The sequence below is a fragment of the Labrys sp. LIt4 genome (genome assembly GCF_017813775.1).
GTDB classification, from domain to species: Bacteria; Pseudomonadota; Alphaproteobacteria; order Rhizobiales; family Labraceae; genus Labrys; species Labrys okinawensis_A.
In genome coordinates, this window is sequence record NZ_JAGIPY010000002.1 from 340,037 (window position 1) to 365,159 (window position 25,123).

Below are 25,123 nucleotides of genomic sequence, written 5' to 3' on the forward strand. Positions count from 1 at the left end.
GCAGCGAAATATTTGGTGGGCTTGTCTCAAATCATTGAAATATCTTATGATTTTGAGCATCGCCAAGGGTTGACGGCAAGCCGTCCGCCCCCTACTTTCCGCCGCGTCTGCCGGGCGGAGCCGAGTATGCCGCCGCCATTCATCCGGCACTTAAGATGAAAATGACCGTCACACAAGCGAGCGCGAAGGACAGAGACATGGAAAATGGCTGGGCGGAACCCAAGGCAACCGCGCTCCTGGTCCTCGCAGACGGCACCGTGATCGAAGGCACCGGGCTCGGGGCTGTGACGAAAGCGGCGGGCGAACTGTGCTTCAACACCGCGATGACGGGATATGAGGAAATCCTCACTGATCCCTCCTATGCCGGGCAGATCATAACCTTCACCTTCCCCCATATCGGCAATGTCGGCGTCAATGACGAGGACATCGAGACGGTCAACATGGCCTCTTCCTCCGGCGTCAGGGGCGTGGTGCTGCATGCGCCGATCACCGAGCCTGCGAATTACCGCGCCAGCCGCCATCTCGACGCCTGGCTCAAGGCCCGCAACATCGCTGGCATTGCAGGCGTTGATACCAGGGCGCTGACCGCCCGGATCCGCGAGGGCGGCATGCCAAACGCGGTGCTCGCCTTCGATCCCGACGGCAATTTCGATGTCGAGGGCCTGAAGCGCGAGGCAGCCGGGCTTCCCTCGATGAACGGCCTCGACCTCGTGCCGCCGGTGACCACGGCGCAGCGTTTCGATTGGGACCAGACCACCTGGGAGTGGTCGCAGGGCTTCGGCAAGCAGGAGGCGCCCCAATATAAGGTGGTCGCCATCGACTACGGCGTGAAGCGCAACATCCTGCGCCTGCTGGCGGCGGCCGGCTGCGCCGTCACCGTGGTGCCCGCCACCACGCCGGCCGAGGAGATCATCGCTCTCCAGCCCGATGGGATTTTCCTTTCCAACGGCCCGGGCGATCCGGCGGCCACGGGCGAATATGCCGTGCCGGCGATCAAGACCCTGCTTGAAAAGGACATCCCGATCTTCGGTATCTGCCTCGGCCATCAGATGCTGGGCCTCGCCCTCGGCGCCCGTACGGCCAAAATGAAGCAGGGGCACCACGGCGCCAATCACCCGGTCAAGGATTTCACCACCGGCAAGGTCGAGATCGTTTCGATGAACCATGGTTTCGCGCTCGACCGCGACAGCCTGCCGGCCGGCGTGGTGGAAACCCATGCCTCGCTGTTCGACGGTTCCAACTGCGGCATCGCCGTCACCGGCAAGCCGGTATTCTCCGTGCAGCACCATCCCGAAGCTTCCCCCGGTCCACAGGATAGCCACTACCTCTTTAAGCGGTTTGTCGAAAACATGGCATCTCGCCATGGTGTTGCCGCAGTTGCGCAACACAACGCCTGATCGCAACCGGAGCAGTGTGCATGCGAGCAAGCGTCGCCTGTCTCTTCCTGATGGTTTCTTGCGTCACTGCTTCGGCGCAATCGGCAGATGGGACGCTGGTTCCTCTGCCGGATTACTTTCAGAAGAGCATCGCCGCGGCGAACGCCAAGCCGTTGCCGCCTCTCCAGCCCAAGCCCAACCAGATGCGAGCCATCAGGGCTTCGACGGGGCTGGAGGGCCTGCCGGACCTCATCGTCCATGGCGGCGTACCCACGCCGCCGGAGCGTCCTCGCCCCAATAATTCCACGGTGGTATCGGCTTATGCCGCCGACACGCCGTTGCCGCCGGAGCGGCCTGATACCGATATCGACATGGCAGGGCCGGAGCCCGAAGGGACGTCGACGCAAGCCGACGCCGCGCCGAATGCCAAGCCCGACGCGGCCTTGCCGCCGGGCACCCTGTCACATGCCTTCGTGCCTCTGCCCGTGCGCCGCCCCGGCGGTATCGACGACCGCATGACCACCAATCCGGGCTTCAATGCGCCGCCGCCGGAGACCAAGGTCGCCATGCTTGGCGGGTTGCCGGGCGCGGGCATCGCCATCAACAATCTGGCGCGCGCCGTGCCGGAAGCCGCCATCGTGAAGGGGGCCTGCAGCGTCGCGCAGCCTTATCGTCTGATGGCCTTGGGGCCGAGCAGCCGCACCACGCTGGTGCCGGCCGCCACCGTCGATTACGCCATGGTCAACGGCCTGGTGCGCTGGGAGGCCGGCATGCAGGCCGCCGCCAAGCAATATCTCGGCGAGAACGTCGTCGCCATCAAGGTGGCTGCCTCCTATGTCTGCCGCGGCATGAACAATATACGCGGCGCCAAGCTCTCCGAGCATGCCAAGGGCAATGCCATCGACATTTCCGGCTATATCACGGCCAGCGGCAAGGAAATCACCGTCCGTCATGACTTCAAGGGCGGGGGGGCCAAGGCTGCCTTCCTGAAGCAGGTTCATGGCGTGACATGCGGTGTATTCCAGGTCGTGCTGGGTCCTGGCTCGGATGGCTATCACGAGGACCATTTCCACATGGATCTCGGTCGCTGGAAGAGCTGCCGGTAAGGCCGTCTCAGACAGGATCGGTACTCCGCGTTTGGCGTGCCCTCGTCGGGCAGGTTTTGGGTTCATCTCAACGCGCAAATCCAGCGGTGCTGCGCTTTTTCGGCGGACGCGAGTTGAACTTGCTCCACGCCATGGCCAGAATGCCGGCTACACGGCCGGGGTTTGATACTTTCGCCGGCTCGCCGCATTCGCCCGCTTCCTCGCGGAGCTGCCCGCCCGCCATCCGTTCCGCGTCATCGGTTGCGACCAGGGGCGACAACGCAAGGCTAAGGCCCCTGGTCAAGCCGGCGGTTAGATAAGAATCCATCATGAAAATACCTCCTCACCAATTGCGTGAATCCGGTGATCTGATGGCTATTTTCAGAAAGTGTGAGCCGTTCGACAAACGAGTTCGGCTTGAATATAATGCACTACTTATAAGTTTTTCTTGTGAGTGGGACATATGGAGACGCTGCCGTCCCTGCCGGCTCTACGTGTGTTCGCCGTCGCGGGAAAGGCGCTCAGCTTCACCCGGGCGGCGCAGATGCTGAACGTCACCCAGGCGGCGGTGTCGCATCAGATCCGGGTGCTGGAAGACCAGCTTCGCGTGAAATTATTCCAGCGCACGACGCGCAGCCTGCAGCTCACCGCCGCCGGGCAGCAATTGCTGCCGGCGGCCACCGCGGCCTTCGGGGAACTCGAGCGTGCGGTCGCCGGCATCAGGCGCTCGCAGAGCCTGCTTTCGATCACCACCACGCCCTCCTTCGGGGCCCGCTGGCTGGCGCCGCGCCTGCCGCGCTTTGCCGAGCTCCATCCCGACATCGAGATCTCGGTGCGCCATACCGAGGCACCGCTGGATATCGTGGCCGAAGGCATCGACCTGGCCATTCGCGGTGGGCTCGGCAAGTGGCCCGGCTTGACGGCCGAATTGATCGGGCGATCCGCTATGCTACCGGTGGCCGCGCCCGACTATGTCGAACGCCTGCGCCTCATCGAACCGGCGGACCTTGCCCGCGCGCGATTGCTGCATGACCAGGACCGCAGCGATTGGCGGGAATGGCTGGCCGTCGCCCATCTCGATCCGGCCTTGGCGCAGGCCGGGCCGGCCTTCGACGATGAGAACGTGCTGATCGAGCTGACGCTCGCGGGGCAGGGGGTGGGTCTGGTTGTCGGCAGCGTGGTCGAAGGCCTGATCCGCCAGGGACGCCTGGTGGCGCTGTTCGATCGGCAAGTCACCCTGGGCTATGGCTATTATCTGGCCTATCCGCCGGGCGCACTGGCCCTGCCCAAGGTCGCGGCCTTCCGGCGCTTCGTGCTGGCGCAGGCGCGATGAGGGCAGGACCGCGGGCATCCTGTCCGCTCTTCGCCTCCTGCACGGGCGATTGCACTCGAAGAGCGCCTATTTCCGGAATCGATTTCGGCCTTACCTGCAGTTCAGCGCCTTGACCGGCTGCCCCGGCTTCCACTCGATATCATTACCGCTCCAGAAGCGCTCCTGCCTGTTCGGCGCATAGGTGCCACTGGCGTCGATCTGGCAGGTGAGGGCGGCGGAACCGGCCGGGACCAGCCCGACAGCGTGGTAGTCCTCGCCGCTCGCTTCGATGCGCAACACGTCTGCGCCAGGGGTGGCAGACACGGCGTCGCCTGCGCTGAGTGAGAAGCGTCCCCGCTGGTCCGTGCTGGTAAGCGTCGAGCGGCTTGGTAGGCGCGAGTTGGTCACACGGATCTGTGCTCCGGCGACAGGGCGGCCTTCGTCGAGAAGCACGCCTGTGACGCTGGAGCGGTCCAACGCGGATAATCCGGAGGGGCGGCAGGCCGCCAAGGCAAGGCAGGTGGCGAGCAAGGCAAATCGCGGCCCGATCATGCAAAGTCTCCGCAGCTGAAACACAGCAATAACAGGTGTGAGGGGCGATGATGGCGAAACGTGGCCGTTTCCAGGGTGACGCGGCATCATCATCTCCTATGGTTCCGAGCCAAAACCCTCCTCGAAAGGAAAGCCGATGGCCTGGGTCTTGATTCGCACCCTCGTCGCCGTGGGGCTGGTTGCCACATCTCTGTCGGCGCAGGCGGCCGAATCCTGCCGTGCGCTCCTGCAGCGCGAGGGCGAGGCGATCGACAGCTATGTCATGAACTTCGGCCCTGATGACACGCTCTACATCTACATCCTGCGTATGCCGGGCGGCCTAACGGCGGAATGCACGTCGCAAGAACCGCTCTGAAGGCCGGTCGACCCCTGGATTCCCTCTCGCGATCGTCACTTTCCGCAGCAGTCCGCAAACGGCCCCTTTCGCAAGACGCCAAAATGGTTTAGTCGAACCGCTCGATCCGCCCGGTGCCGTGGAGTCCCCTCCGCGGCTTTTTCATGCCGGCCCTCCCAAATCGGACGAGCGATGCCAAAACGTAGCGACATTTCCTCCATCCTGATCATCGGCGCCGGCCCGATTGTCATCGGCCAAGCCTGCGAATTCGACTATTCGGGAACACAGGCCGTCAAGGCCCTGCGCGAGGAGGGCTATCGCGTCATCCTGGTCAATTCCAATCCGGCCACGATCATGACCGATCCTGACCTGGCGGATGCGACCTATGTCGAGCCGATCACGCCCGAGATCGTCGCCAAGATCATCGAGAAGGAGCGCCCCGACGCGCTCTTGCCGACCATGGGCGGCCAGACCGCGCTCAACACCGCGCTCAAGCTCGCCGAGATGGGCGTCCTGGAGAAGTTCGGCGTCGAGATGATCGGTGCCGATGCCGACGCCATCGACAAGGCCGAGGACCGCGAGCGCTTCCGTGAGGCGATGGCCAAGATCGGCCTGGAGACGCCGCGCTCGCGCTTGGCCCACAGCCTCTCCGAGGCGCTGGAGGCGCTCGATTATATCGGGCTTCCCGCCATCATCCGTCCCTCCTTCACGCTGGGCGGTACCGGCGGCGGCATCGCCTACAACAAGGCCGAGTTCATCGACATCATCGAGCGCGGCCTCGACGCCTCGCCGACCACCCAGGTCCTGGTCGAGGAGAGCGTGCTCGGCTGGAAGGAGTTCGAGATGGAGGTCGTCCGCGACAAGGCGGACAATGCCATCATCGTCTGCTCGATCGAGAATATCGATCCGATGGGCGTGCATACCGGCGATTCCATTACAGTTGCGCCGGCGCTGACGCTGACGGACAAGGAATACCAGATCATGCGCAACGCCTCGATCGCGGTGCTGCGCGAGATCGGGGTTGAGACGGGCGGCTCGAACGTGCAGTTCGCCGTCGATCCGGCTACCGGGCGCCTCGTCGTCATCGAGATGAACCCGCGCGTGTCGCGCTCCTCGGCGCTGGCTTCCAAGGCCACGGGTTTCCCGATCGCGAAGGTCGCCGCCAAGCTTGCGGTCGGCTATACGCTGGACGAGATCGAGAACGACATCACCGGCGGCGCGACGCCGGCCTCCTTCGAGCCGACGATCGACTATGTCGTCACCAAGATCCCGCGCTTCGCTTTCGAGAAGTTCCCGGGCGCCGAGCCGATCCTGTCCACCGCGATGAAGTCGGTCGGCGAGGCGATGGCCATCGGCCGGACCTTCCAGGAGAGCCTGCAGAAGGCGCTGCGCTCGCTCGAGACGGGCCTCAACGGCCTGGACGAGATCGAGATCGAGGGCCTTGGCCAGGGCGACGACAAGAACGCCATCCGGGCCGCGCTCGGCAAGCCGACGCCGGACCGCCTGCTCAACATCGCCCAAGCCATGCGCCTGGGCCTGTCGGACGCCGAGATCCATGGCGTCTGCAAGGTCGATCCCTGGTTCCTCGCCCAGATCCGCGGCATCGTCGAGACCGAGCAGAAGGTGCGCGAGATCGGCCTGCCCAGGACACCGGGTGCCTTGCGTTCCCTCAAGGCGATGGGCTTTGCCGATCGTCGCCTGGATGCTCTGGCCGGCGTTCCGGAAGGAACGGTCAAAAACCTGCGTGCCGAACTCGGGGTGCATCCCGTCTTCAAGCGCATCGACACCTGCGCCGCCGAATTCGCTTCGCCCACCGCCTATATGTATTCGACCTATGCGCCGCCCTTCGCCGGTGCGCCGGCCGACGAGGCCAACCCGTCCGACCGCAAGAAGGTGGTCATCCTCGGCGGCGGTCCCAACCGCATCGGCCAGGGCATCGAGTTCGACTATTGCTGCTGTCATGCCTGCTTCGCGCTCTCGGATGCGGGCTATGAGACCATCATGGTCAACTGCAATCCCGAGACGGTATCGACCGACTACGACACCTCGGACCGCCTCTATTTCGAACCGCTCACGGCCGAGGACGTGCTGGAGATCCTCGAGATCGAGAAATCAAAGGGAAGCCTGCACGGCGTCATCGTGCAGTTCGGCGGGCAGACGCCGCTGAAGCTGGCGGCTGCGCTGGAAGAAGCGGGCATTCCCATCCTCGGCACCACGCCGGACGCGATCGACCTCGCCGAGGACCGCGACCGCTTCAAGCGCCTGCTCGACAAGCTCGGCCTGCGCCAGCCCAAGAACGGCATCGCCTATTCGGTCGAACAGGCGCGCCTGGTCGTCGCCGATCTCGGCCTGCCGCTGGTGGTCCGCCCGTCCTACGTGCTGGGCGGGCGCGCCATGGCGATCATCCGCGACGAGGTCGCCTTCGACGACTATCTGCTCGGCACCCTTCCGCAAATGGTGCCGCCGGAGATCAAGACGCGTTATCCCAACGACAAGACGGGCCAGATCAACACGCTGCTGGGCAAGAACCCGCTGCTGTTCGATCGCTATCTCTCCGACGCGGTCGAGGTCGATGTCGACGTCCTGGCCGATGGCAAGGATGTCTTCGTCGCCGGCATCATGGAGCATATCGAGGAAGCAGGCATCCATTCCGGGGATTCGGCCTGTTCGCTGCCGCCGCGCTCGCTGAGCCCCGAAATCCTGGCCGAATTGGAGCGCCAGTCCAAGGCGATGGCGCTCGCCCTCGACGTCGGCGGCTTGATGAACGTGCAATATGCCATCAAGGACGGCCTGATCTACGTGCTCGAAGTCAACCCGCGCGCCTCGCGCACGGTGCCCTTCGTGGCCAAGGTGATCGGCGAGCCGATCGCCAAGATCGCCGCGCGCGTCATGGCCGGCGAGAACCTGGCCTCCTTCGACCTGAAGGCCAAGAGGCTCGATCACATCGCGGTCAAGGAAGTGGTGCATCCCTTCGCGCGCTTCCCAGGCGTCGACACGGTGCTGGGCCCGGAGATGCGCTCGACGGGCGAGGTCATCGGCCTCGACCGCGACTATGCCGTCGCCTTCGCCAAGAGCCAGCTCGGCGCCGGCGTGACCGTGCCCTCCGGCGGCACGGTGTTCGTGTCGGTGAAGGAGAGCGACAAGCCGCGCATCCTCGATTCGATGCGCCTGCTCGCCGATCTGGGTTTCGCGATCGTCGCCACCGACGGTACGCAGCAGTTCCTTGCCGGCCACGGCGTCGAGGCCACGCGTATCAACAAGGTCCTGGAAGGTCGTCCGCATATCGTGGATGCCATCAAGAACGGCAGTATCCAGCTGGTGTTCAACACCACGGAGGGAGCCCAGGCCCTGGCGGATTCGCGTTCGTTGCGACGTGCCGCCCTCTTGCATAAAGTCCCATATTACACCACTCTCTTCGGAGCGGTGGCGGCTGCACAGGGGATCAAGGCCAATAAGGGCGGTGATCTGGAAGTGCGGGCGCTGCAGTCCTATTTCTGAAGGAGGGCGCCTTCTCCCGCTGGGGCGAGGGTACCGTAGTATTGCAAATCCGATATGTCAGCCGCGCCGGGGAAGTCCGTCCGGCGCGTATCTTTTTTGCGTTTGGAAAGAGAAGACGAAGCAATGGACAAGATCCCGATGACGCCGGCAGGTCATGCCGCGCTCGAGGCAGAATTGAGGGAACGGCAGCAGATCGAGCGGCCGCGCATCATCGCGGCGATTTCCGAGGCACGTTCCCATGGCGACCTTTCCGAGAACGCCGAATACCATGCGGCCAAGGAAGCACAGGGCCACAATGAAGGCCGTGTCGCCGAACTCGAAGACATCTTATCGCGCGCCGAAGTGATCGACGTTTCCAAACTGTCCGGCGATACCGTCAAATTCGGGGCTCACGTCACGCTGATCGACGAGGACACGGAAGAAGAGAAGACCTATCAGATCGTCGGCGAGAGCGAGGCCGATGTACGCTCCGGCAAGATCTCGATCGGCTCGCCGCTCGCCCGCGCGCTGGTTGGCAAGAAGATCGGGGTTTCCGTCGAGGTCAACACGCCCAAGGGCCCCAAGGCCTATGAGATCGCCAACGTCGCCTGGCGTTGAGCCGACGGCGGGTTTCAGACCCTTTCTGACAAGGCGCCGCATCCCACCGGGTGCGGCGTTTTGCTGTCGGATGCACTATCGTCGAAGACATGCGACATGGTCGCGCGAATTTGCTTCGATCGGCGGCGCGGCGCGTTCTATAGAAAGCAAATATCGCGAGCAGGAGGCTATCATGACTTCGGGACGTGTCGGGCGCAGAGGCTTCCTGGCCATTGGCGCAGGTTTGTTGCTCACCGGTTGCGCCACTTCCTACGCCGATAATCCGGCCATTCCGGTCATCCGCAGGGTGCAGGTCAGCGGCAGCGGCAATCTCTGGCTCCAGCGCATGCCGCCTTATCTCCAGCGCAATCTCGTCCGGCAGCTCGGCTCGCGCTACCAGCCCGGCGCGAAGGGCGGCGCGACATTGTCGGTGGCACTCACCGACATCAGTTTTCCCGTGGATTCGGATGGCGGCCTGATCAGCATCGACAGCGTCGACACGCTCGATGGCCGCGTCACGCTCTTGTCGTCATCGGGCGGCGTGATCAAGAGCTTCCCGCTCTTTGCCACCACGAGCTCGGTGGATGCCGCTCCCGAAGTGCCCGACCCGACGCCGCGCCGCTATGACTGGCTGGCATCCAGCTATGCGCATTGGCTGCTGAGCAAGCTCGTTTAGGCCCCTTCGCTCACATCGAGTTCGAGGGGAACGATCGGGTCGTCCTTGATGGAACGCAGGGTGAGCGCGGTCTTGACGTTGCGTACCGCCGGCCCGGCCGTGAGCTCCGCCACGAAGGCCTGGAAGGAGCGCAGGTCCTTCGCCACGCATTTGAGCACGAAGTCCACGTCGCCGGACAGCATCCAGCATTCGCGTACCAGGGGCTGATTCTTCACATAAGTTTCGAAGGATTGCAGATCCGCGCCCGCCTGCGAGGTCAGGTTGACCATGGCGAAGATGGTAATCTCGTAGCCGAGCGAAGCCTCGTCGAGCAGGGTGCGGTAGCCCTTGATCACACCGGCATCTTCGAGGGCGCGCACGCGCCGCAGGCAGGGGGGCGCGGAGATGCCGACGCGCTTGGCCAGTTCCACATTGGTCATGCGGCCATCGGCCTGTAGTTCCTGCAGGATTTTCCAGTCAACAGCATCAAGGCGTGCGCGCACGATAAGCTTTCCGATTAATAGCGGTTACGCCGTCCTAAACCGGCGAGAACAGTCAAGCAAGCATCTTTGTTACCCAATCGGCCTTGCTGCGTGAAACAAACTTGCGTGTGCGGAAAGCCGGCGGGGCCAGCATTGCAGGAATTGCCCTGCTGGCCCCTGGAACCTTGCCCGATACTGGGAGAGGCGCGGAGGATCAGTCTTCCAGCTCGAAACGCGCGGATACGGTGACGTTCAGCGTGCTCTCTCCGGACTCGATCGGCACCGAATCCTGCACGGCCTTGGCGCGATAGAGGCCGCCGCCGATCGGGCCGGTATTCTCGCTCAGATCCACCAGCTTGCCCAGGCGCAGGCCGGAGGCCCTGGCATAGATCTCCGCCTTGCGTCTGGCATCGTCCAGGGCCGTCTTGCGGGCGCCATCCAGCAGGACCGACTGGTTGGAGACGATGAACTGGATGCCTTCGATACTGTTGGCGCCGGCGCTGACCGCCTTGTCGAGGATGTCGCCGAGCTTGGGCAGGTCGCGCAGCGTCACGTTCACGGTGTTGGAAACGGTATAACCCGCGATGGCGGGGCCGTCCTCCGAACTCGATGAGAACTTGCCGTCCTGCTGGCTCGCCGGCTGCACGCTGAAGCCCGAGGTCTGCAGGTCCTTGGCATCGATGCCGGCTGCCTTGAGCGCGGCGAGAACCTCGCCGGTCGTCTTGGAATTGGCGGTCAGCACCTCGCGCGCCACCTTGCCGGCGCTCTGCACGCCGATGCTGACATAGGCCAGGTCCGGCTTGGCACCGACCGTCGCTTCGCCGTTGATGGCGACCACGCGCTTGAAATCCTCGGCTTGGGCGGCACCGAGCGCGCCAGCCAGCAGCAGGGCGGCGAGGGCGGGTCGGGCGAGGAAGGACGGTAGCATCGATGAACTCCAATGAAGAAAATTGCGAGCGGAACCTTGCAATCGAAGGCGGCGGGATGATGACGGGATCTAAGGCAGGCGTCGCAATTGCGGAAGCCGATTGAACCTTGACGAGACTCTGCCTATAGATGCGGCGTCTGGCACAGCCGGGCCTGTAGCTCAATGGTTAGAGCCGGCCGCTCATAACGGTCTGGTTGGGGGTTCAAGTCCCTCCGGGCCCACCAGACAAAACCCCACTGGCTACGACGTTTTTGAAGCATTTGCCCCCGAATCGTTGAGGCGTGGGCAGCCAGATCACGTCGCAGAGCGGAGCATGCCTACCCAAATGCCGTTGGCGCCGGGCTTTGATCTTCTTGGCCGACTCGTGCGAGGGCGCACAGCATTTGGGCGGCGAACACACCATGTCGATGCCGTGGCTGGCGGCGTGATGCCCCAGCCGGCCTTCCCGTCCTGGTGCTGAAATGTTCTTCGAAATCGTCCGGTTCGGCTTGATCCATGCCGCCGCCCTCATTGCTGTCGCGGCGCTGACCTGTCGCGATCAGCTCGTCCTGCGCGCCCTCCTGGTCGTCTCGACCCTGCTCTACATTCTCTATTATCTGGTCGTGCCCGAGATCATGCTGTGGGACGCGCTGTTCTGGACGGTGGTCAATCTGGGCGTGAATCTCCTGATGATGGCCAGGCTGGTCCTGGCCCGCACCCAGTTTCGACTGAGCGCCGAAGAGCGCCGGCTGTTCGCTGCCCTCGGCGGGCTATCGCCGGGCGAGTTTCGCTCCTTGATGAAGATCGGTCATTGGCGGCGCAGCGAAGGCAACGACACCCTGCTGAGGGAGGGAGAGGCAGTCGAGAAGATCTATTACGTGCTCGAGGGGCGATCCCATGTGGAAAAGGCCGGGCGCAGCCTGGTTCTCGGGCCGCAGTCCTTCGTCGGCGAGGCCGGCTTCCTGCGCCGCCAGCCCGCGTCGGCCACCGTGACGGTGGAGCCGGGCACCTGCTATGTCGAATGGCCGGTGACTGCCCTCAACGCCCTGCGGGTGCGCCGCCCGCTGATCAAAGTCGCGCTCGACGGCCTGCTCGCTTCGGACATGGCGGCGAAGATGGCTGCCGCCTGAATCCCTTGCGGGCAGCGAGAGATTGCCTCTTTCCGCTGCCTCTGGATATTGGTATGACAAATGGAAATCCGGCGGGGCGGGGTGATGCCCGGCGGACGGCTGGACCGCTCGGACATCATGCCACGCGCCTGGAAACGCTTTGCGAGTTGACGGACTCGGCCTGACTCGCAAAGACGCTTGGAACCAAGGAGCCGGAACAAGGCGCATCCATTGCTGAATGGTGCCTTGCCCCGGCAGGAAACGAGACCGAAATGACTTCCCTCCGCCAGGCCGGCATCGGGGCCGCAAGCGTCGGCATGGGCATTGCGCTCTATCTCATCGGCGTGTTCCTCTTCGCCCTGAACGATGCGCTCGGCAAATGGCTGGTTGCGGACTATTCGGTCGGCCAGTTGCTGCTGTTGCGCTCCGTCGGTGCAGCCATCGTCCTCGCGCCGATGGTCTGGCACCTGAAGGTCGATCTCTTCGATTTCGGTCAGTGGCGGCTCCAGGTCCTGCGCATCCTGTGCATGGCCGGCGACACCTTCTGCTTCTATTTCTCGACGCGCAGCATGCCCCTCGCGGATGTGATGACGTTCTACATGGCGGCACCGCTGATCATTACCGCCCTGTCGGTTCCCCTGCTCGGCGAAAGGGTGGAGCCGTTCCGCTGGGGCGCGGTGATCGCCGGCTTCATCGGCGTTCTCGTGGCGCTGCAGCCCTCGGCGGAACTGTTTTCCTCCGCCTCGCCCATCGCCCTCATCGGCGCCATCATGTTCGGCTTGGCGGTTACCGTGACGCGGCGCCTGCGGCGTACGCATTGGCTTCCCCTCGTGGTCTGGCAGTTCGCCGGCGCGGGCGTGATCGGCGCGGCAACGATACCGTTTGCCTGGGTCACGCCGGGCTGGTTCGATCTTGCCCTGATGTTCCTCGTCGGCATCGTTGCGATGGTGTGCTTCATATGCATCACGCGCGCCTTGGCCATGGCGCCAGCGGCGATGCTTGCCCCGTTCCAATATTCGGCCATGGTATGGGCGACGCTGATGGGCTGGATCGTCTGGCGCGACGTGCCGACGCTGCCGATCGTCGTCGGCAATTGCATCATCATCGGCAGCGGATTGTTCGTCTTCTATCGCGACCGCACGACCGTGTCGGCGCCGGCCGAGTAATCAGGGCGCGGGCGGTACGGTCGAGCCGCGGAAGACGAGGTCGACCGGCCAGATTTCCGCGGCGGCGGCGGGATCGGCGCCGTTCGACAGGGCCATGGCGATCTCGGCCACGCGGACACCGGCGGCATGGATGGACGAGAAGGTCGTGGTGAGGGCCGGCGTCAGCGTTTCCGGCCGGATGGCGTCGAGGCCGTCGTCATGGGCGATCAGCGACAGGTTCTTGCCGACGATCCGGCCCGTTTCCCGGGCAGCCCGCATGGCCCCGAGCGCCAGGAAGATCGACGAGCAGAGCAGGGCGGTCGGCGGGTCCGGAAGGTCGAACAGGCCTCGCGCCATGCGATAGCCGTTTTCTTCCGTCATGCGGGCGCCGCCCTCGAGTTCGGGAGGGGCGGGGAGGCCCCTGGCGGTCAGCGCCCGGCGCCAGCCTCGCGAGCGATGCGTGGCGAAGGTGAAGTGCAGGTTTTCGTTGAGCAGCCCGATCCGGCGATGGCCCAGATCGATCAGCAATGTGGTGGCCTTGTCGAAGGCTCCCTCATTGTCGATGTCGAGATAGGGATAATCGAGGCCGGTCTGCGTGCGCCCATGCACCACCAGAGGCATGCCCAACCGCTGCAGCATGCCGATGCGCGGATCGTCGACCGTCGGCGAGGACAGCAACATGGCATCCACCGAGCGGACGCGGGCAAGGCGCCGATAAGTGCCGGCCTCGTCGCCATGGGCCGAGGAGACCAGCACGTCATTGTCGGATCGCGAACATTGGCTGGCGACGCCCGCGAGAAAATCGGTGAAGATCGGATCGAGCAGCATGTTGCGATCGGACGAGAATACGATGCCGATCGCTCCCGCGCGGCCGGTGGCGAGTTTGCGCGCGCTGGCGTTGGGGCGGTATTGGAAGGTCTCGGCCGCTTCCAGCACACGCTTGCGGGTCGCTTCGCCAACTTCCGGGAAGCCGTTGAGCGCGCGGCTGACAGTCGTCTGGGACAGGCCCAGATGCTGTGACAGTTCTTTCAAGTTCACCGCAACGTTCCTTCCGGGGCCTTGTCGTTTCTCTCGATGAACAGAAGCAAGCCCGTCATGCCACGGATCGGAGCGAGACGCTTGTCGGGTACGGCGAATAGCTCGCGATACTGCGTACCCGTCCTGGTAGTCTCCCGATCGCAAGCAGCGATCAGACCGCATCTGTTCATTAAAGCGCTTTGGACTGGCGCTTTCTATTATTTTTTCTGAGTCACCTTAATTCTTTCCCGGCAAATAGGTAGCGCAACCGGCATATTTGTTCGGAAATTCACAAGTTTCTCACGCAATCGCTCAAAGCCATCAACGGTTCCGAATTTCAATCAAATTATTTGAATGGAGCATGCTACTTTTGGAGGATCTGCTCAGGCGCCTTAGTTGTTACGCAGTTTTGCCACGGGGTCGCCTTGACAAAGGCAAACTTTTGTCGGAATGAGAATTCAAAGCGCTTTGAAGTAGATTATAGAAGCTCTGCCAAAAGGGACTTCGAACGAGGAAATGTCGGTTGCCTATGCTGACCTGCCATAGAGGAGGCAGCTACGGCACATAAAAGGGAGGACGACCGCATGTTCATGCGTTGGGCTTTGGCCGCGACTGCCTCTATCGCTCTTACGAGTTTCGCCAGCGCTGCCGAGGTCGCGATTTCCTGCGGCGCGGTCGGCCAGGAATTGGCGCTGTGCAAGAGTGGTGCGGAAGCCTGGGCCAAGAAGACCGGCAACACCGTCAAGATCGTCTCGACACCCAACGATACCAATGAAAGGCTGGCGCTCTATCAGCAGCTGCTGTCGGCCGGCGCGAGCGACATCGACGTCTTCCAGATCGACGTGATTTGGCCCGGCATCCTCGCCAATCACTTCATCGATCTGGCGCCCTACACCAAGGGCGCGGAGAAGGAGCATTTTCCCGCGATCATCGACAACAACACCGTAGGCGGCAAGCTCGTGGCGATGCCCTGGTTCACCGATGCCGGCGTGCTCTACTACCGCAAGGATCTCCTGGAGAAGAACGGGCTGAAGCCGCCGACCACCTGGCAGGAAATGACCGAAGCCGCGGCCAAGGTCCAGGAGGGCGAGCGCAAGGGCGGCAACGACAAGTTCTGGGGTTTCGTGTTCCAGGGCAAGGCCTATGAGGGCCTGACCTGCGATGCGCTGGAGTGGATCGACTCCTTCGGCGGCGGCACTATCGTCGACGCTGAAGGCAAGATCACCATCAACAATCCCAAGGCGGCCGAGGCGGTGACCCTGGCTTCCTCCTGGATCGGCAAGATCTCGCCGGACGGCGTGCTCAACTATGGCGAGGAGGAAGCGCGCGGCGTCTTCCAGTCCGGCAACGCGGCCTTCATGCGCAATTGGCCCTATGCCTGGTCGCTGGGCAACGGCGCCGACAGTCCGGTCAAGGGCAAGATCGGTGTCGTGGCCCTGCCCAAGGGTGGCGCTGACGGCAAGAACACCGGCACGCTTGGTGGCTGGCAGCTCGCCGTCTCCAAATATTCCAAGAAGGCCGATCTTGCTGCAGACCTCGTCGTCTACCTGACCTCGAAGGATGAACAGAAGCGCCGTGCCATCGAGGGGAGCTACAACCCGACCATTGCCGGCCTCTACGAGGATGCCGATGTCCTCAAGGCCGTGCCGTTCTTCGGCGATTTGAAGGCGACCTTCACCAGTGCGGTCGCCCGTCCCTCCAAGATCACCGGCGCCAACTACAACGAAGTTTCGAACGCCTTCTGGAACGCGATTGCCAGCGTGTTGTCCGGCAAGGCCAAGGCAGAGACGGCTCTCGAGGACCTTGACGGCGAACTCGCCAACATCAAGGGCTCGGGCTGGTAGGATCCTCCCCGACTGCGCCGCGAACCCTCAGGTTCGCGGCGCTCTTTCCTCCCTTCTATCATCCCTCGCGATCTGGCCGACCCGGCCTGGTTCCTGATGTCAGGAGCAGCGTGCGCCATGAGGGAGCACCTGTCTGCTCCGGCTCGGTGTTTCCAAGCCGATCCGGCGGATTGGCCAGGGCGTCCTTGCGGTTCGAGCTGACTGCTCAGAGCGCAAAACGCCCCGGGCCTTCGCCGGCCGCCGGGCACGTATGGATTTCCCGCGTTTCGACTGGAGTGGCGGCTGACATGCCGGCCAACTCTTCCTGCCCTTCTGGGAGTCCCCGATGGCAAGTCAATCAGAACTGACACGGACAAGGGTTCGGTCGGCATGGCTGTTCCTGCTGCCCATGCTGGTCGTGCTGGCGATCGTCGCCGGATGGCCGCTTCTTCGCACCATCTGGTTCGGCTTCACCGATGCCAAGCTCAGCAATCCCGGCAATTACAAGCTCGTCGGCTTCTCGAACTATCTCGCCAACGTCGACGGACGCTGGATCGGCCTGCTCGCCAACAAGGTGTGGTGGCTTTCGGTCTGGAATACGGTGTGGTTCTCGCTGGTTTCCGTGGCGCTGGAGACGGTGCTCGGAACCATCGTCGCGCTGGTGCTGAATGCCAATTTCAAGGGGCGCGCCATCGTGCGCGCCGCCGTGCTGATCCCCTGGGCCATTCCCACCATCGTCTCGGCCAAGATGTGGCTGTGGATGCTCAACGATCAGTTCGGCATCCTCAATCACATCCTGCTCAGCCTGCACATCATCTCGGCTCCGATCGCCTGGACCGCCAATTCGGAGACGGCGATGTGGGCCGTTATCATGGTGGACGTCTGGAAGACGACGCCTTTCATGGCCCTGCTCATTCTGGCGGCGCTGCAGATGATGCCCTCCGATTGCTACGAGGCGGCCAAGGTCGACGGCATTCACCCCGTGAAGGTGTTCTTCAAGGTGACGTTGCCGCTGATCCGCCCGGCCTTGATGGTCGCCGTGGTGTTCCGCGCCCTCGACGCGCTACGCATCTTCGACCTGATCTATGTGCTGACCTCGGGTAGCCGGGACACCATTTCGATGTCGGGCTTTGCCCGGCTGCAACTGGTGGACTTCGCCAAGACGGGCCTCGGCTCGGCGGCGGCGACGCTGCTGTTCCTGGTGATCGGCCTCATCACCGTGTTCGCCATGACGGTGGGCAAGGTGCGTGTTTCGGAGGATGGAACGAGATGAGCAAGGTCCTCAAGCCGATCGGATTCTGGGCGCTGGTCGCCGTCATCGTCCTCTATGCCGTCTTCCCGTTCTACTATGCCATCCTCACCTCGATGCGGACCGGTCAGGCGCTGTTCTCGACCTCGCTGCTGCCCGATAGCCTGGATTTCTCCAATTATGTCGGTGTGTTCGAGCAGCAGCCCTTCGCCTGGAACATCTGGAACTCGATCGTCGTCGCCGTCACGGTGGTGCTGATCTCGCTTTTCCTCGGGGTAACGGCTGCCTATGCGCTCGGGCGAGTTCATTTCAAGGGCAGGGGCCTCCTGCTCATGACCATCCTCGCCGTATCGATGTTCCCGCAGGTCGCGGTGCTCTCGGGCATGTATGAGGTGGTGCGTGCCTTCGGCCTCTACAACACCATGCCGGCCCTGATGCTTTCCAACCTGATCCTGACCTTGCCCTTCACGGTGTGGGTGCTCACCACCTTCATGAAGGAACTGCCGCGGGAGCTGGAGGAGGCCGCTTTCGTCGACGGCGCCAGCCCCTGGACGGTGGTACGCCGCGTCTTCATGCCGCTGATGTGGCCGGCCATGGTCACGACCGGCCTGCTCGCCTTCATCGCGGCGTGGAACGAGTTCCTGTTCGCGCTGACTTTCTCGCCGGACAACCGCACCGTGCCGGTGGCGATCGCCTCGATGAGCGGCGCCAGCCAGCAGGAGCTGCCCTGGGGCAACATCATGGCCGGCTCGGTCATCGTGACGCTGCCCCTCATCGTCCTCGTCCTCATCTTCCAACGCAAGATCGTCGCGGGTCTGACCGCTGGCGCCGTCAAGGGTTAAGCAAATGGCGAGTGTGACACTCAAGAATATCCGCAAGGCCTTCGGCCGGATCGAAACCGTACACGGCGTCAACCTGGACATCGAGGACAGGGATTTCGTGGTTTTCGTCGGCCCGTCCGGCTGCGGCAAGTCCACCCTGCTGCGCCTGATCGCGGGCCTGGAAGACATCACCTCGGGCGATCTCATGATCGACGGCCAGCGCGTGAACGAGAAGACGCCGAAGGATCGCGGCATCTCGATGGTGTTCCAGTCCTATGCGCTCTACCCGCACATGAATGTCTATCAGAACATGGCGTTCGGCCTGGAACTGGCGAAGACCGACACCCAGACCATCGACCAGAAGGTGCGCGAGGCCGCCAAGATCCTGGAATTGACCCCGCTGCTCGAGCGCCTGCCCAAGCAGCTGTCCGGCGGCCAGCGCCAGCGCGTCGCCATCGGCCGCGCCATCGTGCGCAATCCCAAGGTCTTCCTGTTCGACGAACCGCTCTCCAACCTCGACGCGGCGTTGCGCGTTCAGATGCGAATTTCCATCGCCAAGCTGCACAAGCAGATGGGCGCCACCATGATCTACGTCACCCACGACCAGGTGGAGGCGATGACCCTGGCCGACAAGATCGTGGTGCTCAACGCCGGCAATGTCGAACAGGTCGGAGCGCCGCTGGAGCTCTATCACAATCCGCGCAATCTGTTCGTGGCCGGCTTCATCGGCTCACCCCAGATGAATTTCATCGATACCGAAGTGCAGGGCGCCGACGCGTCCGGCGTCAAGGTCGCGTTGCCGGGCGGCGGCAGCGTGATCGCCAAGGTCGACGGCACCGGCGTGAGCGCCGGCGACAAGGTGAAGCTCGGCATCCGGCCCGAGCATCTGCAGGAGACCGGTGGAGAGGCCTCCTTCGCCGGCGATGTCGAGGTCGTCGAGGAACTGGGCGAAAGCCACTTCCTTTATGTGCGTACGGCGGATGGCCGGCTGGTGACGCTGCGCCACGCCGGGGACGCGCCCGTGGTCGCCGCGACCAAGGTGAATATCGGAGTGCCTGGAGATCTTTCCCACGTCTTCAAGGCAGACGGCACGGCCCTGCGGCGGCTGCCGGCCTGAACAGGGCGTTGCCGAGCCGTTCTGAAGGACCGGTTGGAGCCTTGTCAGAGAGCGCCAAGGGCGCCGCGAGGATTGGTCCCGGCGGTTCTCGCCGGGCCAAAAAATAGATCCACAACCCGCTTCAATCACCAAGCCGGATGTGGCAGAGCTTTTTGTTAAAGCGCTTTGAATCGCCGTCGTCGGCAAAGGAAATTTCGATATGACCATCCGCGCACTCGTCTGGAACGAGAACCGGCATGAGCAGACCAACGCCCTGGTGCGCCAGCTCTATCCCAAGGGCATCCATGGCGAGGTCGCGGCGGCGCTCGAAGAGGCTGGCGGCATCAGCGTCGGCACCGCGACGCTGGATGAACCCGAGCACGGCCTGACCGCCGAGAAGCTTGCCAATACCGATGTGTTGCTGTGGTGGGGCCACACCGCGCATGGCGAGGTCAAGGACGAGATCGTCCAGCGCGTGCAGGAGCGCGTCTGGGAGGGGATGGGCCTTATCGTTCTGCATTCGGGCCATTTTTCAAAGATCTTCAAGCGGCTCATGGGCACGCCCTGCGCCCTGTCCTGGCGCGAGGCCGGAGAAGTCGAGCGGCTGTGGGTGCTCAACAGGAACCATCCGATCGCCGAGGGCCTGCCCGAATATTTCGAAATCGAGCACGAGGAGATGTATGGCGAGCCCTTCACCGTGCCGGAGCCGATGGAGACGCTGTTCATTTCTTGGTTCGAAGGCGGCGAAGTCTTCCGTTCGGGACTGACCTATCAGCGTGGCGCCGGCAAGATCTTCTATTTCCGCCCGGGCCATGAAGCCTATCCGACCTACCACAATGCGACCGTGCGCAAGGTGCTCGGCAACGCGGTGAAGTGGGCCTACAATCCGGCGACGGCCTGGAAGCGGGTCAACGAGGCCCCCAACACGCCGCATGACAAGGCCCCGGTGCCCCTGGAGGTCAAGGGTCCGCGGCTTCACCAGGATGGGGAAGAAGGCTTCCGGTAACCCTGGGATCGCGGACGTCCTCGTCCGCTCTTCCTTCCAAACAAGCATCGCGTTTCCGAGAGCGGACGAGGACGTCCGCGCTCCCAGGATCTCTTCCATGTCCAAGATCCGCATTCTCGTGCTCGGCACCGGCAATATGGCGGCCAACCACGCGCGGCATTTCCAGGCTTCTCCCGACGCCGAAGTGGTGGCGGGCGTCGACATCGACGAGGCGAGAGCCCGTCAGTTCAGCGACGAGCATGGCATCCCTCATTCCTTCGGCGACCTCGACGAGGCGATCGCCTGGGGCGGCTTCGACGCCGTGGCCAACGTCACGCCCGACAGGTTTCACCATCCCACCACGATGAAGCTGATCCTCGCCGGCAAGCATGTTCTATGCGAGAAGCCGCTGGCCGAAACCTTCCCGCAGGCCGACGAGATGGCCACCGCCGCCGAGGCCGCCGGCCTGATCGCCATGGTCAACCTGTCCTACCGCGACGTGCCCGCCCTTCAGGCCGCCCATGGCATCATTGCGCGCGGCGAGATCGGCGAGGTCCGCCATGTCGAGGCCTCCTATCGCCAGAGCTGGCTGGTGGGCAATCACTGGGGCGACTGGTCGACGGAACCGCGCTGGCTCTGGCGCCTGTCCGAGGAACATGGCTCGAAGGGCGTGCTGGGCGATGTCGGCATCCACATCCTTGATTTCGCCAGCTATGCCGTGAGCATGACGCCGGTCGCCCTGCAGGCTCAGCTGGCGACCTTCCACAAGGCGCCCGGCGACCGCATCGGCGACTATCCGCTCGACGCCAACGACAGCGCGGTAATGTCGGTGCGCTTCGAGAATGGGGCGCTGGGCGTGATCCACACCAGCCGTTTCATGACCGGCTATGCCAACACCCTGAAACTCAGCGTCTTCGGCACCAAGGGCGCGATCGAGATCAACCACGGCCCTTATACGAGCCTGCGCATCTGCACCGGCGACGGGATCCACAGCCAGGCCTGGCGCGACCTCCACGCCGATCCGGTGAAGACCAACTACCAGCGCTTCATCGCGGCCGTACAGAGCGGCGAGAATGCCGAACCCAGCTTCCGCCACGCCGCCAATCTCCAGCGCGTGATCGATCGCTGCTTCGACAAGGATATCGCTTCGGCCCCGCCGATCGCCTGATCATCGCGGGTGCGCGGGCGTCTCACCCGCTTTTGGAAACATAGCTCGAGTGGTAAGAGGCGGGCGAGACGCCCGCGCACCCGGGATGACGATCAGATGGCATCGAGCGCTTTCAGGAAGCGCCCGAGTTCGTCGCCGGCGATGGTGACCAGCTGATTCGGTGCCGGGAAGGCGCCGTTGACGACGTCGGCATTGTATTCGGAGAAGGCGGCGACGCGTTCCTTCTGCAGGCGCTCATGCTCGCCCCGGAAATTGCGATAGACCTTGGCATGGCGGGGATAGTGTCCGTCATGGGCGCCGAGAACGTCATCGGCGAACAGATATTGCGCATCGCATCCCCCGCCCGCGCCCATGGAGATCATGAACAGGCTGGTCCGCCGGCTGATTGCGGTGGCGACCTCTTCGGGAACCACTTCGATCTCTGCGGCGAAGGCTCCAGCTTCTTCGAGAGCCTTCACCTGCTGCCAGACCTGCCAGGCTGTCTCGAAGGTCTTGCCGACCGCCTTGAAGCCGCCGGTCCACGTTCGGTGCGAGGGGATGAGGCCGACATGGCTCACCACGGGAATACCCTCGTCGCGAAGCCGCCGGATGGTGGCCAGGCTGGCGGCGCAATAAACGGCGTCCGAACTTTGCTGCCGGACGAGAAAGGCGGCCCGCAGATAATCCTCGGCCGTGACGTAATGGCCATACTCCAAGCCGGTGACCACGAAGGCCGTCGGCGCGGCGTCACGGAAAGCAGGCTCGGCGATCAGTGCGGGCGGAACCGAAAGCATGCCGATGCCGGCGCGTTCGGCCGCCTCGGCTTCCTCGAGCGTGGTGACTCTCAATTTGGCGACCTGCCTCTTGCCGCGAAGGGCAAGCAGGTCGGCAACGGTCGGGCGAAGGCGGGCCATGACGATCTCCATGCTGTCCCGGGGCTCATCGCATCGTCAGACCACCGGGCGCGTTAAGGCGTTTTGCGATTTGACGGCATTGCCGGAAAGCGCAAAGCAGCGTTGAAACAAAAGGCAGAGCAAAGACGCTGATAGGCGCTTGGATTCAGGCAGCGAGAAGGGATTTGAGGCGGGTATTGGGATCGCCAAGCCTGTCCCTGTTAGGATGGGCGCGCTTGGCGATCAGCATTTCACAAAGCCGGATATCCTTGGCGATCGCATTGCCGGGGCCGATGCCGCTGGCGGCGACCAGGCGTCCGTCATCGGCGAGATGGCAGAGGATGAAGGAGCCGTCGGCACCGTCCCGGCGAATGGTGTGGCGTCCTTCGTCGACCAGTCCGGCGACCTGCAGGGACAGGTCATACTGATCCGACCAGAACCAGGGAATGGCGTCGAAGGCCATGTTCTCGCCCAGCATGGCACGGGCGGCATGGGCACCCTGTTCCTGGGCGTTGCGCCAGGATTCCAGACGCACCCGCCGTCCTCCATAGACAGGCAGGGGGAAGGAGCAGCAGTCGCCGGCGGCGAAGACGGCTTCGTCGCTGGTGCGCAGCCTGGAATCGACGGCGATGCCGTTGTCGATCGCAAGGCCTGCAGCCTCCGCCAGCGCCGTGCTGGGCGAGGCGCCGACGCCGAGAACGACGAGATCGGCGAGGACCAGTTTGCCGCTGGTAAGGCGGACGGCGAGGCCGTCGGGCTCCTCCTCGATGGCGGCGATGCCTTCACCGCACAGCAAGGTGCAGCCCGCGGCGCGATGACGCTCCTGCACGACCTCGGCGATATCGGCCGGCACCCCCCGGCTGAGCAGGCGCGGAAGAGCCTCGATGATGGTGACCGCCGCGCCGCGCTGGCGAGCGCTTGCCGCGAGTTCCAGGCCGATGAACCCGCCGCCGATGATGGCGATCTCCGCGCCAGGACGAAAGCGTTCCCTCAGATGCAGGGCGTCCTCGAAGCGCCGCAGCGTCACGCATCCGGGCCGGTTTGCGCCGGCCAGCGGCAGCCGGCGCGGCGCGGCGCCGGTGGCAAGAAGCAGCTTCTCATAGGCGAGGGTATTGCCGTCATCGAGCCGGACCAGCCGACGGTCCGGCTCGATCGCCACCACGCTGCGCTTGGCCAGATGGAGGATGGCTTCGGCCTCGAAACGCGCCTCGGCGACGATATAGCGCGGGGAGGGGCCGGCCTCGTCCAGCAGCGCCGCCTTCGACAGGGGCGGGCGCTCATAGGGGGCGTGGGCTTCGTCCCCGATCAGGGTGATGGAGCCGGCCCAGCCATTCTCGCGAAGGGCGAAGGCTGCCCTGGCGCCCGCCTCGCCGGCGCCGACGATGACCATGCCCGGCTGCATCGCATCACCCCAGCTGGATCTGGACCTTGCCGCCGGCGAGCCGGACGGCATAGGTCTTCAAGTTGATGCAGACCGGCGCGCCCTTGGCTTCGCCGGTCTTGTAATTGAACCGGCCATTATGCTTGGGGCATTCGATGATGTCGTCCATCACCAGGCCATCGGCCAGATGGATCTGCTCGTGGGTGCACAGCCCGTCGGTCGCGAAATATTCGTCGTCCGGACTGCGATAGAGCGCATAGGTGCGGCCGGCGTGGTCGAAGCGCAGGACGTCTTCCTGCTCGATATCGTCGGCATCGCAGGCATCGATCCAGTTGCTCATAATCTCCTCCCGATGTGGTTTTCAGTCTTGTGTCCGTCAGTGGTGCTGGCCGGCAAAGCGGGCACGCGGATCGTCGGGCATGACCACCTCGCCATGAAGGTCGGGGCGATAGGGGCGGGCGCTCGAGGGCAGCACCCGGCGCACGAAATATTCCGGATCCTTCATCTGGCGCCGCAGGGCCGGGATGATCTCGCGATAGGCCTCGATCGTGCTGCGATAGGGCGTCGGCGTGTCGGCGAGCATGGCCTTATGCAGTTCCGGGAGCGCGTGATAGGGCACCATCGGGAACATATGGTGCTCGACGTGATAGTTCATGTTCCAATAAACGAAACGGAAGAACGGATTCATGTAGACGGTGCGGGAGTTCAGCCGATGGTCGAGCACGTTCTCGGCCAGGCCCGCATGCTGCGTCAGCCCGAAATAGAGGGTCAGCCAGCCGCCATACATGGTGGGCAGGACCCCCACGAACATCATCGGCAGCCAGGATTGCAGCGCCAGCGAAAGTGCAAGGGTAGCGACATGGATGGCGAGCCAGATGCGCGCGACCAGATAGACCTTGCCGCGTTCCATCTCCGGCACGAAGGTCTCTTCCTCTTCGCTGAGCCGCCCGGTGGCGTGCAGCATGAGGCCCTTGAGGGCAGCCCAGGTCGAGGCGATCGCGAAGATATTCGATATTAGGCGCAGGATTGCCGGGGGGCGCATCGCCGCGATCTCGGGGTCGCGGCCGACGATGATGGTATCGGTGTGATGGCGCGTATGGCTCCAGCGCCAGATCGTCGGCTCGCGCATGATCATGAAGCAGGCGATGTGATAAACGATGTCGTTCATCCATCGGGTGCGGAAAGCCGTGCCGTGCCCACATTCGTGCCAGCGCGAATCCGAGGCCGAGCCGTAGAGAATGCCGTAGAGCGCGAAGAACGGCACGCACCACCAAGTCCCCCACAGCAGCCCGGCGGCGACGCCGCTTGCCAGCAGGCCGGCCAGCCACAGCGCGGTGTCGCGGATCGCCGGAGCGTCCTTGCGCTGCATCAGTTCCTTCATGCGCTTGCGGGGAATGTCGCAGCGATACCATTCGGCTGCGGCAAGGCCGCTCTCGACGGCGGCCTGGGCATCGCGCCCGATCAGACTGTAGTCGCGCCGGGTCGGCCTCATTGCAAGCTCCCCTAGGCAAAACGCGTTCAAGCGAGAACGCTTATTTGCTCACATTCTTTATTTCCGAACCGATCCGACGGATTGGCTCGAGCGTCCAGCCTGGTTGCGGCCGGGCTTCATCCTTGGCGCCGATGCTATGTCGCACCGGTTCCGGGCTCAATGGGGCGTTGACAATTTCTATCAAAATG

24 protein-coding genes and 1 tRNA gene are annotated in these 25,123 nt (G+C 63.8%); 16 read left to right on the plus strand and 9 right to left on the minus strand.

Features of this window, described 5'->3' with window-relative positions; all coding sequences use genetic code 11:
* The first annotated feature begins 197 nt into the window (after positions 1 to 197).
* On the plus strand, positions 198 to 1,397 hold the full coding sequence (gene carA, locus J8I29_RS04485; RefSeq protein ID WP_105865278.1) for a glutamine-hydrolyzing carbamoyl-phosphate synthase small subunit: 1,200 nt from the start codon (positions 198 to 200) through the stop codon (positions 1,395 to 1,397).
* 20 nt (positions 1,398 to 1,417) lie between these two features.
* Complete coding sequence (locus J8I29_RS04490; RefSeq protein ID WP_209430780.1) at positions 1,418 to 2,482, plus strand: extensin family protein; 1,065 nt, start codon at positions 1,418 to 1,420, stop codon at positions 2,480 to 2,482.
* A gap of 67 nt (positions 2,483 to 2,549) precedes the next feature.
* On the opposite strand, the gene J8I29_RS04495 is transcribed toward J8I29_RS04490, so the two are convergent.
* Positions 2,550 to 2,792: a hypothetical protein gene (locus J8I29_RS04495; RefSeq protein WP_209430781.1), complete on the minus strand. Its 243-nt coding sequence runs from the start codon at positions 2,790 to 2,792 to the stop codon at positions 2,550 to 2,552.
* Positions 2,793 to 2,924: 132 nt separating this feature from the next.
* Here J8I29_RS04495 and J8I29_RS04500 point away from each other — a divergent pair, with 132 nt between their 5' ends.
* A complete protein-coding gene (locus J8I29_RS04500; RefSeq protein ID WP_209430782.1) occupies positions 2,925 to 3,794 on the plus strand; it encodes a LysR substrate-binding domain-containing protein in 870 nt (289 codons plus the stop codon).
* Between the two features lie 90 nt (positions 3,795 to 3,884).
* On the opposite strand, the gene J8I29_RS04505 is transcribed toward J8I29_RS04500, so the two are convergent.
* On the minus strand, positions 3,885 to 4,097 hold the full coding sequence (locus J8I29_RS04505) for a hypothetical protein (protein WP_209430783.1): 213 nt from the start codon (positions 4,095 to 4,097) through the stop codon (positions 3,885 to 3,887).
* Positions 4,098 to 4,461: 364 nt separating this feature from the next.
* Between J8I29_RS04505 and J8I29_RS04510 the strand changes: the two genes are divergently transcribed.
* The 4 genes from J8I29_RS04510 (at position 4,462) to J8I29_RS04525 (ending at position 9,409) form a co-directional block, all read left to right on the plus strand.
* Entirely contained in the window at positions 4,462 to 4,680 is a 219-nt protein-coding gene (locus J8I29_RS04510; RefSeq protein ID WP_209430784.1) for a hypothetical protein, read from the plus strand.
* Positions 4,681 to 4,851: 171 nt separating this feature from the next.
* Positions 4,852 to 8,157, plus strand: a complete 3,306-nt coding sequence (gene carB, locus J8I29_RS04515; protein WP_209430785.1) for a carbamoyl-phosphate synthase large subunit — start codon at positions 4,852 to 4,854, stop codon at positions 8,155 to 8,157.
* Between the two features lie 123 nt (positions 8,158 to 8,280).
* The gene (greA, locus tag J8I29_RS04520) at positions 8,281 to 8,754 is read left to right on the plus strand and encodes a transcription elongation factor GreA (protein ID WP_105865284.1); all 474 of its coding nucleotides are present in this window, start codon (positions 8,281 to 8,283) and stop codon (positions 8,752 to 8,754) included.
* 172 nt (positions 8,755 to 8,926) lie between these two features.
* Positions 8,927 to 9,409 carry a hypothetical protein gene (locus tag J8I29_RS04525; RefSeq protein ID WP_209430786.1) on the plus strand — a complete coding sequence of 161 codons (483 nt, stop codon included), beginning with the start codon at positions 8,927 to 8,929 and terminating at the stop codon, positions 9,407 to 9,409.
* On the opposite strand, the gene J8I29_RS04530 is transcribed toward J8I29_RS04525, so the two are convergent.
* On the minus strand, positions 9,406 to 9,891 hold the full coding sequence (locus J8I29_RS04530) for an Lrp/AsnC family transcriptional regulator (RefSeq protein WP_082979703.1): 486 nt from the start codon (positions 9,889 to 9,891) through the stop codon (positions 9,406 to 9,408). The two genes, J8I29_RS04525 and J8I29_RS04530, sit on opposite strands and share 4 nt — an antisense overlap.
* Before the next feature lie 193 nt (positions 9,892 to 10,084).
* Positions 10,085 to 10,798, minus strand: coding sequence for an SIMPL domain-containing protein (locus J8I29_RS04535; RefSeq protein WP_209430787.1), 714 nt, complete (start codon positions 10,796 to 10,798; stop codon positions 10,085 to 10,087).
* 148 nt (positions 10,799 to 10,946) lie between these two features.
* Here J8I29_RS04535 and J8I29_RS04540 point away from each other — a divergent pair.
* From J8I29_RS04540 to J8I29_RS04550, 3 genes are all read left to right on the plus strand, one after another.
* Positions 10,947 to 11,022: transfer RNA gene (locus J8I29_RS04540), tRNA-Ile, on the plus strand.
* Between the two features lie 237 nt (positions 11,023 to 11,259).
* The gene (locus J8I29_RS04545; protein ID WP_209430788.1) at positions 11,260 to 11,907 is read left to right on the plus strand and encodes a cyclic nucleotide-binding domain-containing protein; all 648 of its coding nucleotides are present in this window, start codon (positions 11,260 to 11,262) and stop codon (positions 11,905 to 11,907) included.
* Between the two features lie 251 nt (positions 11,908 to 12,158).
* Complete coding sequence (locus J8I29_RS04550) at positions 12,159 to 13,052, plus strand: DMT family transporter (RefSeq protein WP_209430789.1); 894 nt, start codon at positions 12,159 to 12,161, stop codon at positions 13,050 to 13,052.
* Here the strand turns inward: J8I29_RS04550 and J8I29_RS04555 are convergent, their stop codons facing one another.
* Positions 13,053 to 14,069: a substrate-binding domain-containing protein gene (locus J8I29_RS04555; protein ID WP_348535980.1), complete on the minus strand. Its 1,017-nt coding sequence runs from the start codon at positions 14,067 to 14,069 to the stop codon at positions 13,053 to 13,055.
* Between the two features lie 563 nt (positions 14,070 to 14,632).
* Here J8I29_RS04555 and J8I29_RS04560 point away from each other — a divergent pair.
* The 6 genes from J8I29_RS04560 (at position 14,633) to J8I29_RS04585 (ending at position 21,190) form a co-directional block, all read left to right on the plus strand.
* Positions 14,633 to 15,892, plus strand: a complete 1,260-nt coding sequence (locus J8I29_RS04560; protein WP_209430791.1) for an ABC transporter substrate-binding protein — start codon at positions 14,633 to 14,635, stop codon at positions 15,890 to 15,892.
* 325 nt (positions 15,893 to 16,217) lie between these two features.
* Positions 16,218 to 17,144 (plus strand): sugar ABC transporter permease, encoded by a 927-nt coding sequence (locus J8I29_RS04565; protein ID WP_209430792.1) that lies wholly within the window; start codon positions 16,218 to 16,220, stop codon positions 17,142 to 17,144.
* Positions 17,141 to 17,962, plus strand: a complete 822-nt coding sequence (locus tag J8I29_RS04570; RefSeq protein WP_105865291.1) for a carbohydrate ABC transporter permease — start codon at positions 17,141 to 17,143, stop codon at positions 17,960 to 17,962. The genes J8I29_RS04565 and J8I29_RS04570 overlap by 4 nt, the downstream gene beginning before the upstream one ends.
* A gap of 4 nt (positions 17,963 to 17,966) precedes the next feature.
* The gene (gene ugpC, locus J8I29_RS04575; RefSeq protein WP_105865292.1) at positions 17,967 to 19,058 is read left to right on the plus strand and encodes a sn-glycerol-3-phosphate ABC transporter ATP-binding protein UgpC; all 1,092 of its coding nucleotides are present in this window, start codon (positions 17,967 to 17,969) and stop codon (positions 19,056 to 19,058) included.
* 199 nt (positions 19,059 to 19,257) lie between these two features.
* The gene (locus J8I29_RS04580) at positions 19,258 to 20,043 is read left to right on the plus strand and encodes a ThuA domain-containing protein (protein ID WP_105865293.1); all 786 of its coding nucleotides are present in this window, start codon (positions 19,258 to 19,260) and stop codon (positions 20,041 to 20,043) included.
* A gap of 97 nt (positions 20,044 to 20,140) precedes the next feature.
* Complete coding sequence (locus J8I29_RS04585) at positions 20,141 to 21,190, plus strand: Gfo/Idh/MocA family oxidoreductase (protein ID WP_245196656.1); 1,050 nt, start codon at positions 20,141 to 20,143, stop codon at positions 21,188 to 21,190.
* A gap of 92 nt (positions 21,191 to 21,282) precedes the next feature.
* Here J8I29_RS04585 and J8I29_RS04590 read toward each other — a convergent pair whose 3' ends face one another.
* The 4 genes from J8I29_RS04590 to J8I29_RS04605 form a co-directional block, all read right to left on the minus strand.
* The gene (locus J8I29_RS04590; protein ID WP_209430793.1) at positions 21,283 to 22,083 is read right to left on the minus strand and encodes a 3-methyl-2-oxobutanoate hydroxymethyltransferase; all 801 of its coding nucleotides are present in this window, start codon (positions 22,081 to 22,083) and stop codon (positions 21,283 to 21,285) included.
* A gap of 145 nt (positions 22,084 to 22,228) precedes the next feature.
* Entirely contained in the window at positions 22,229 to 23,452 is a 1,224-nt protein-coding gene (locus J8I29_RS04595) for an FAD-dependent oxidoreductase (protein WP_209430794.1), read from the minus strand.
* Positions 23,453 to 23,468: 16 nt separating this feature from the next.
* Positions 23,469 to 23,783: a MocE family 2Fe-2S type ferredoxin gene (locus J8I29_RS04600; protein WP_105865295.1), complete on the minus strand. Its 315-nt coding sequence runs from the start codon at positions 23,781 to 23,783 to the stop codon at positions 23,469 to 23,471.
* A 36-nt stretch (positions 23,784 to 23,819) separates the two neighbouring features.
* Positions 23,820 to 24,935 (minus strand): fatty acid desaturase family protein, encoded by a 1,116-nt coding sequence (locus J8I29_RS04605; protein WP_209430795.1) that lies wholly within the window; start codon positions 24,933 to 24,935, stop codon positions 23,820 to 23,822.
* Positions 24,936 to 25,123 lie beyond the last annotated feature (188 nt).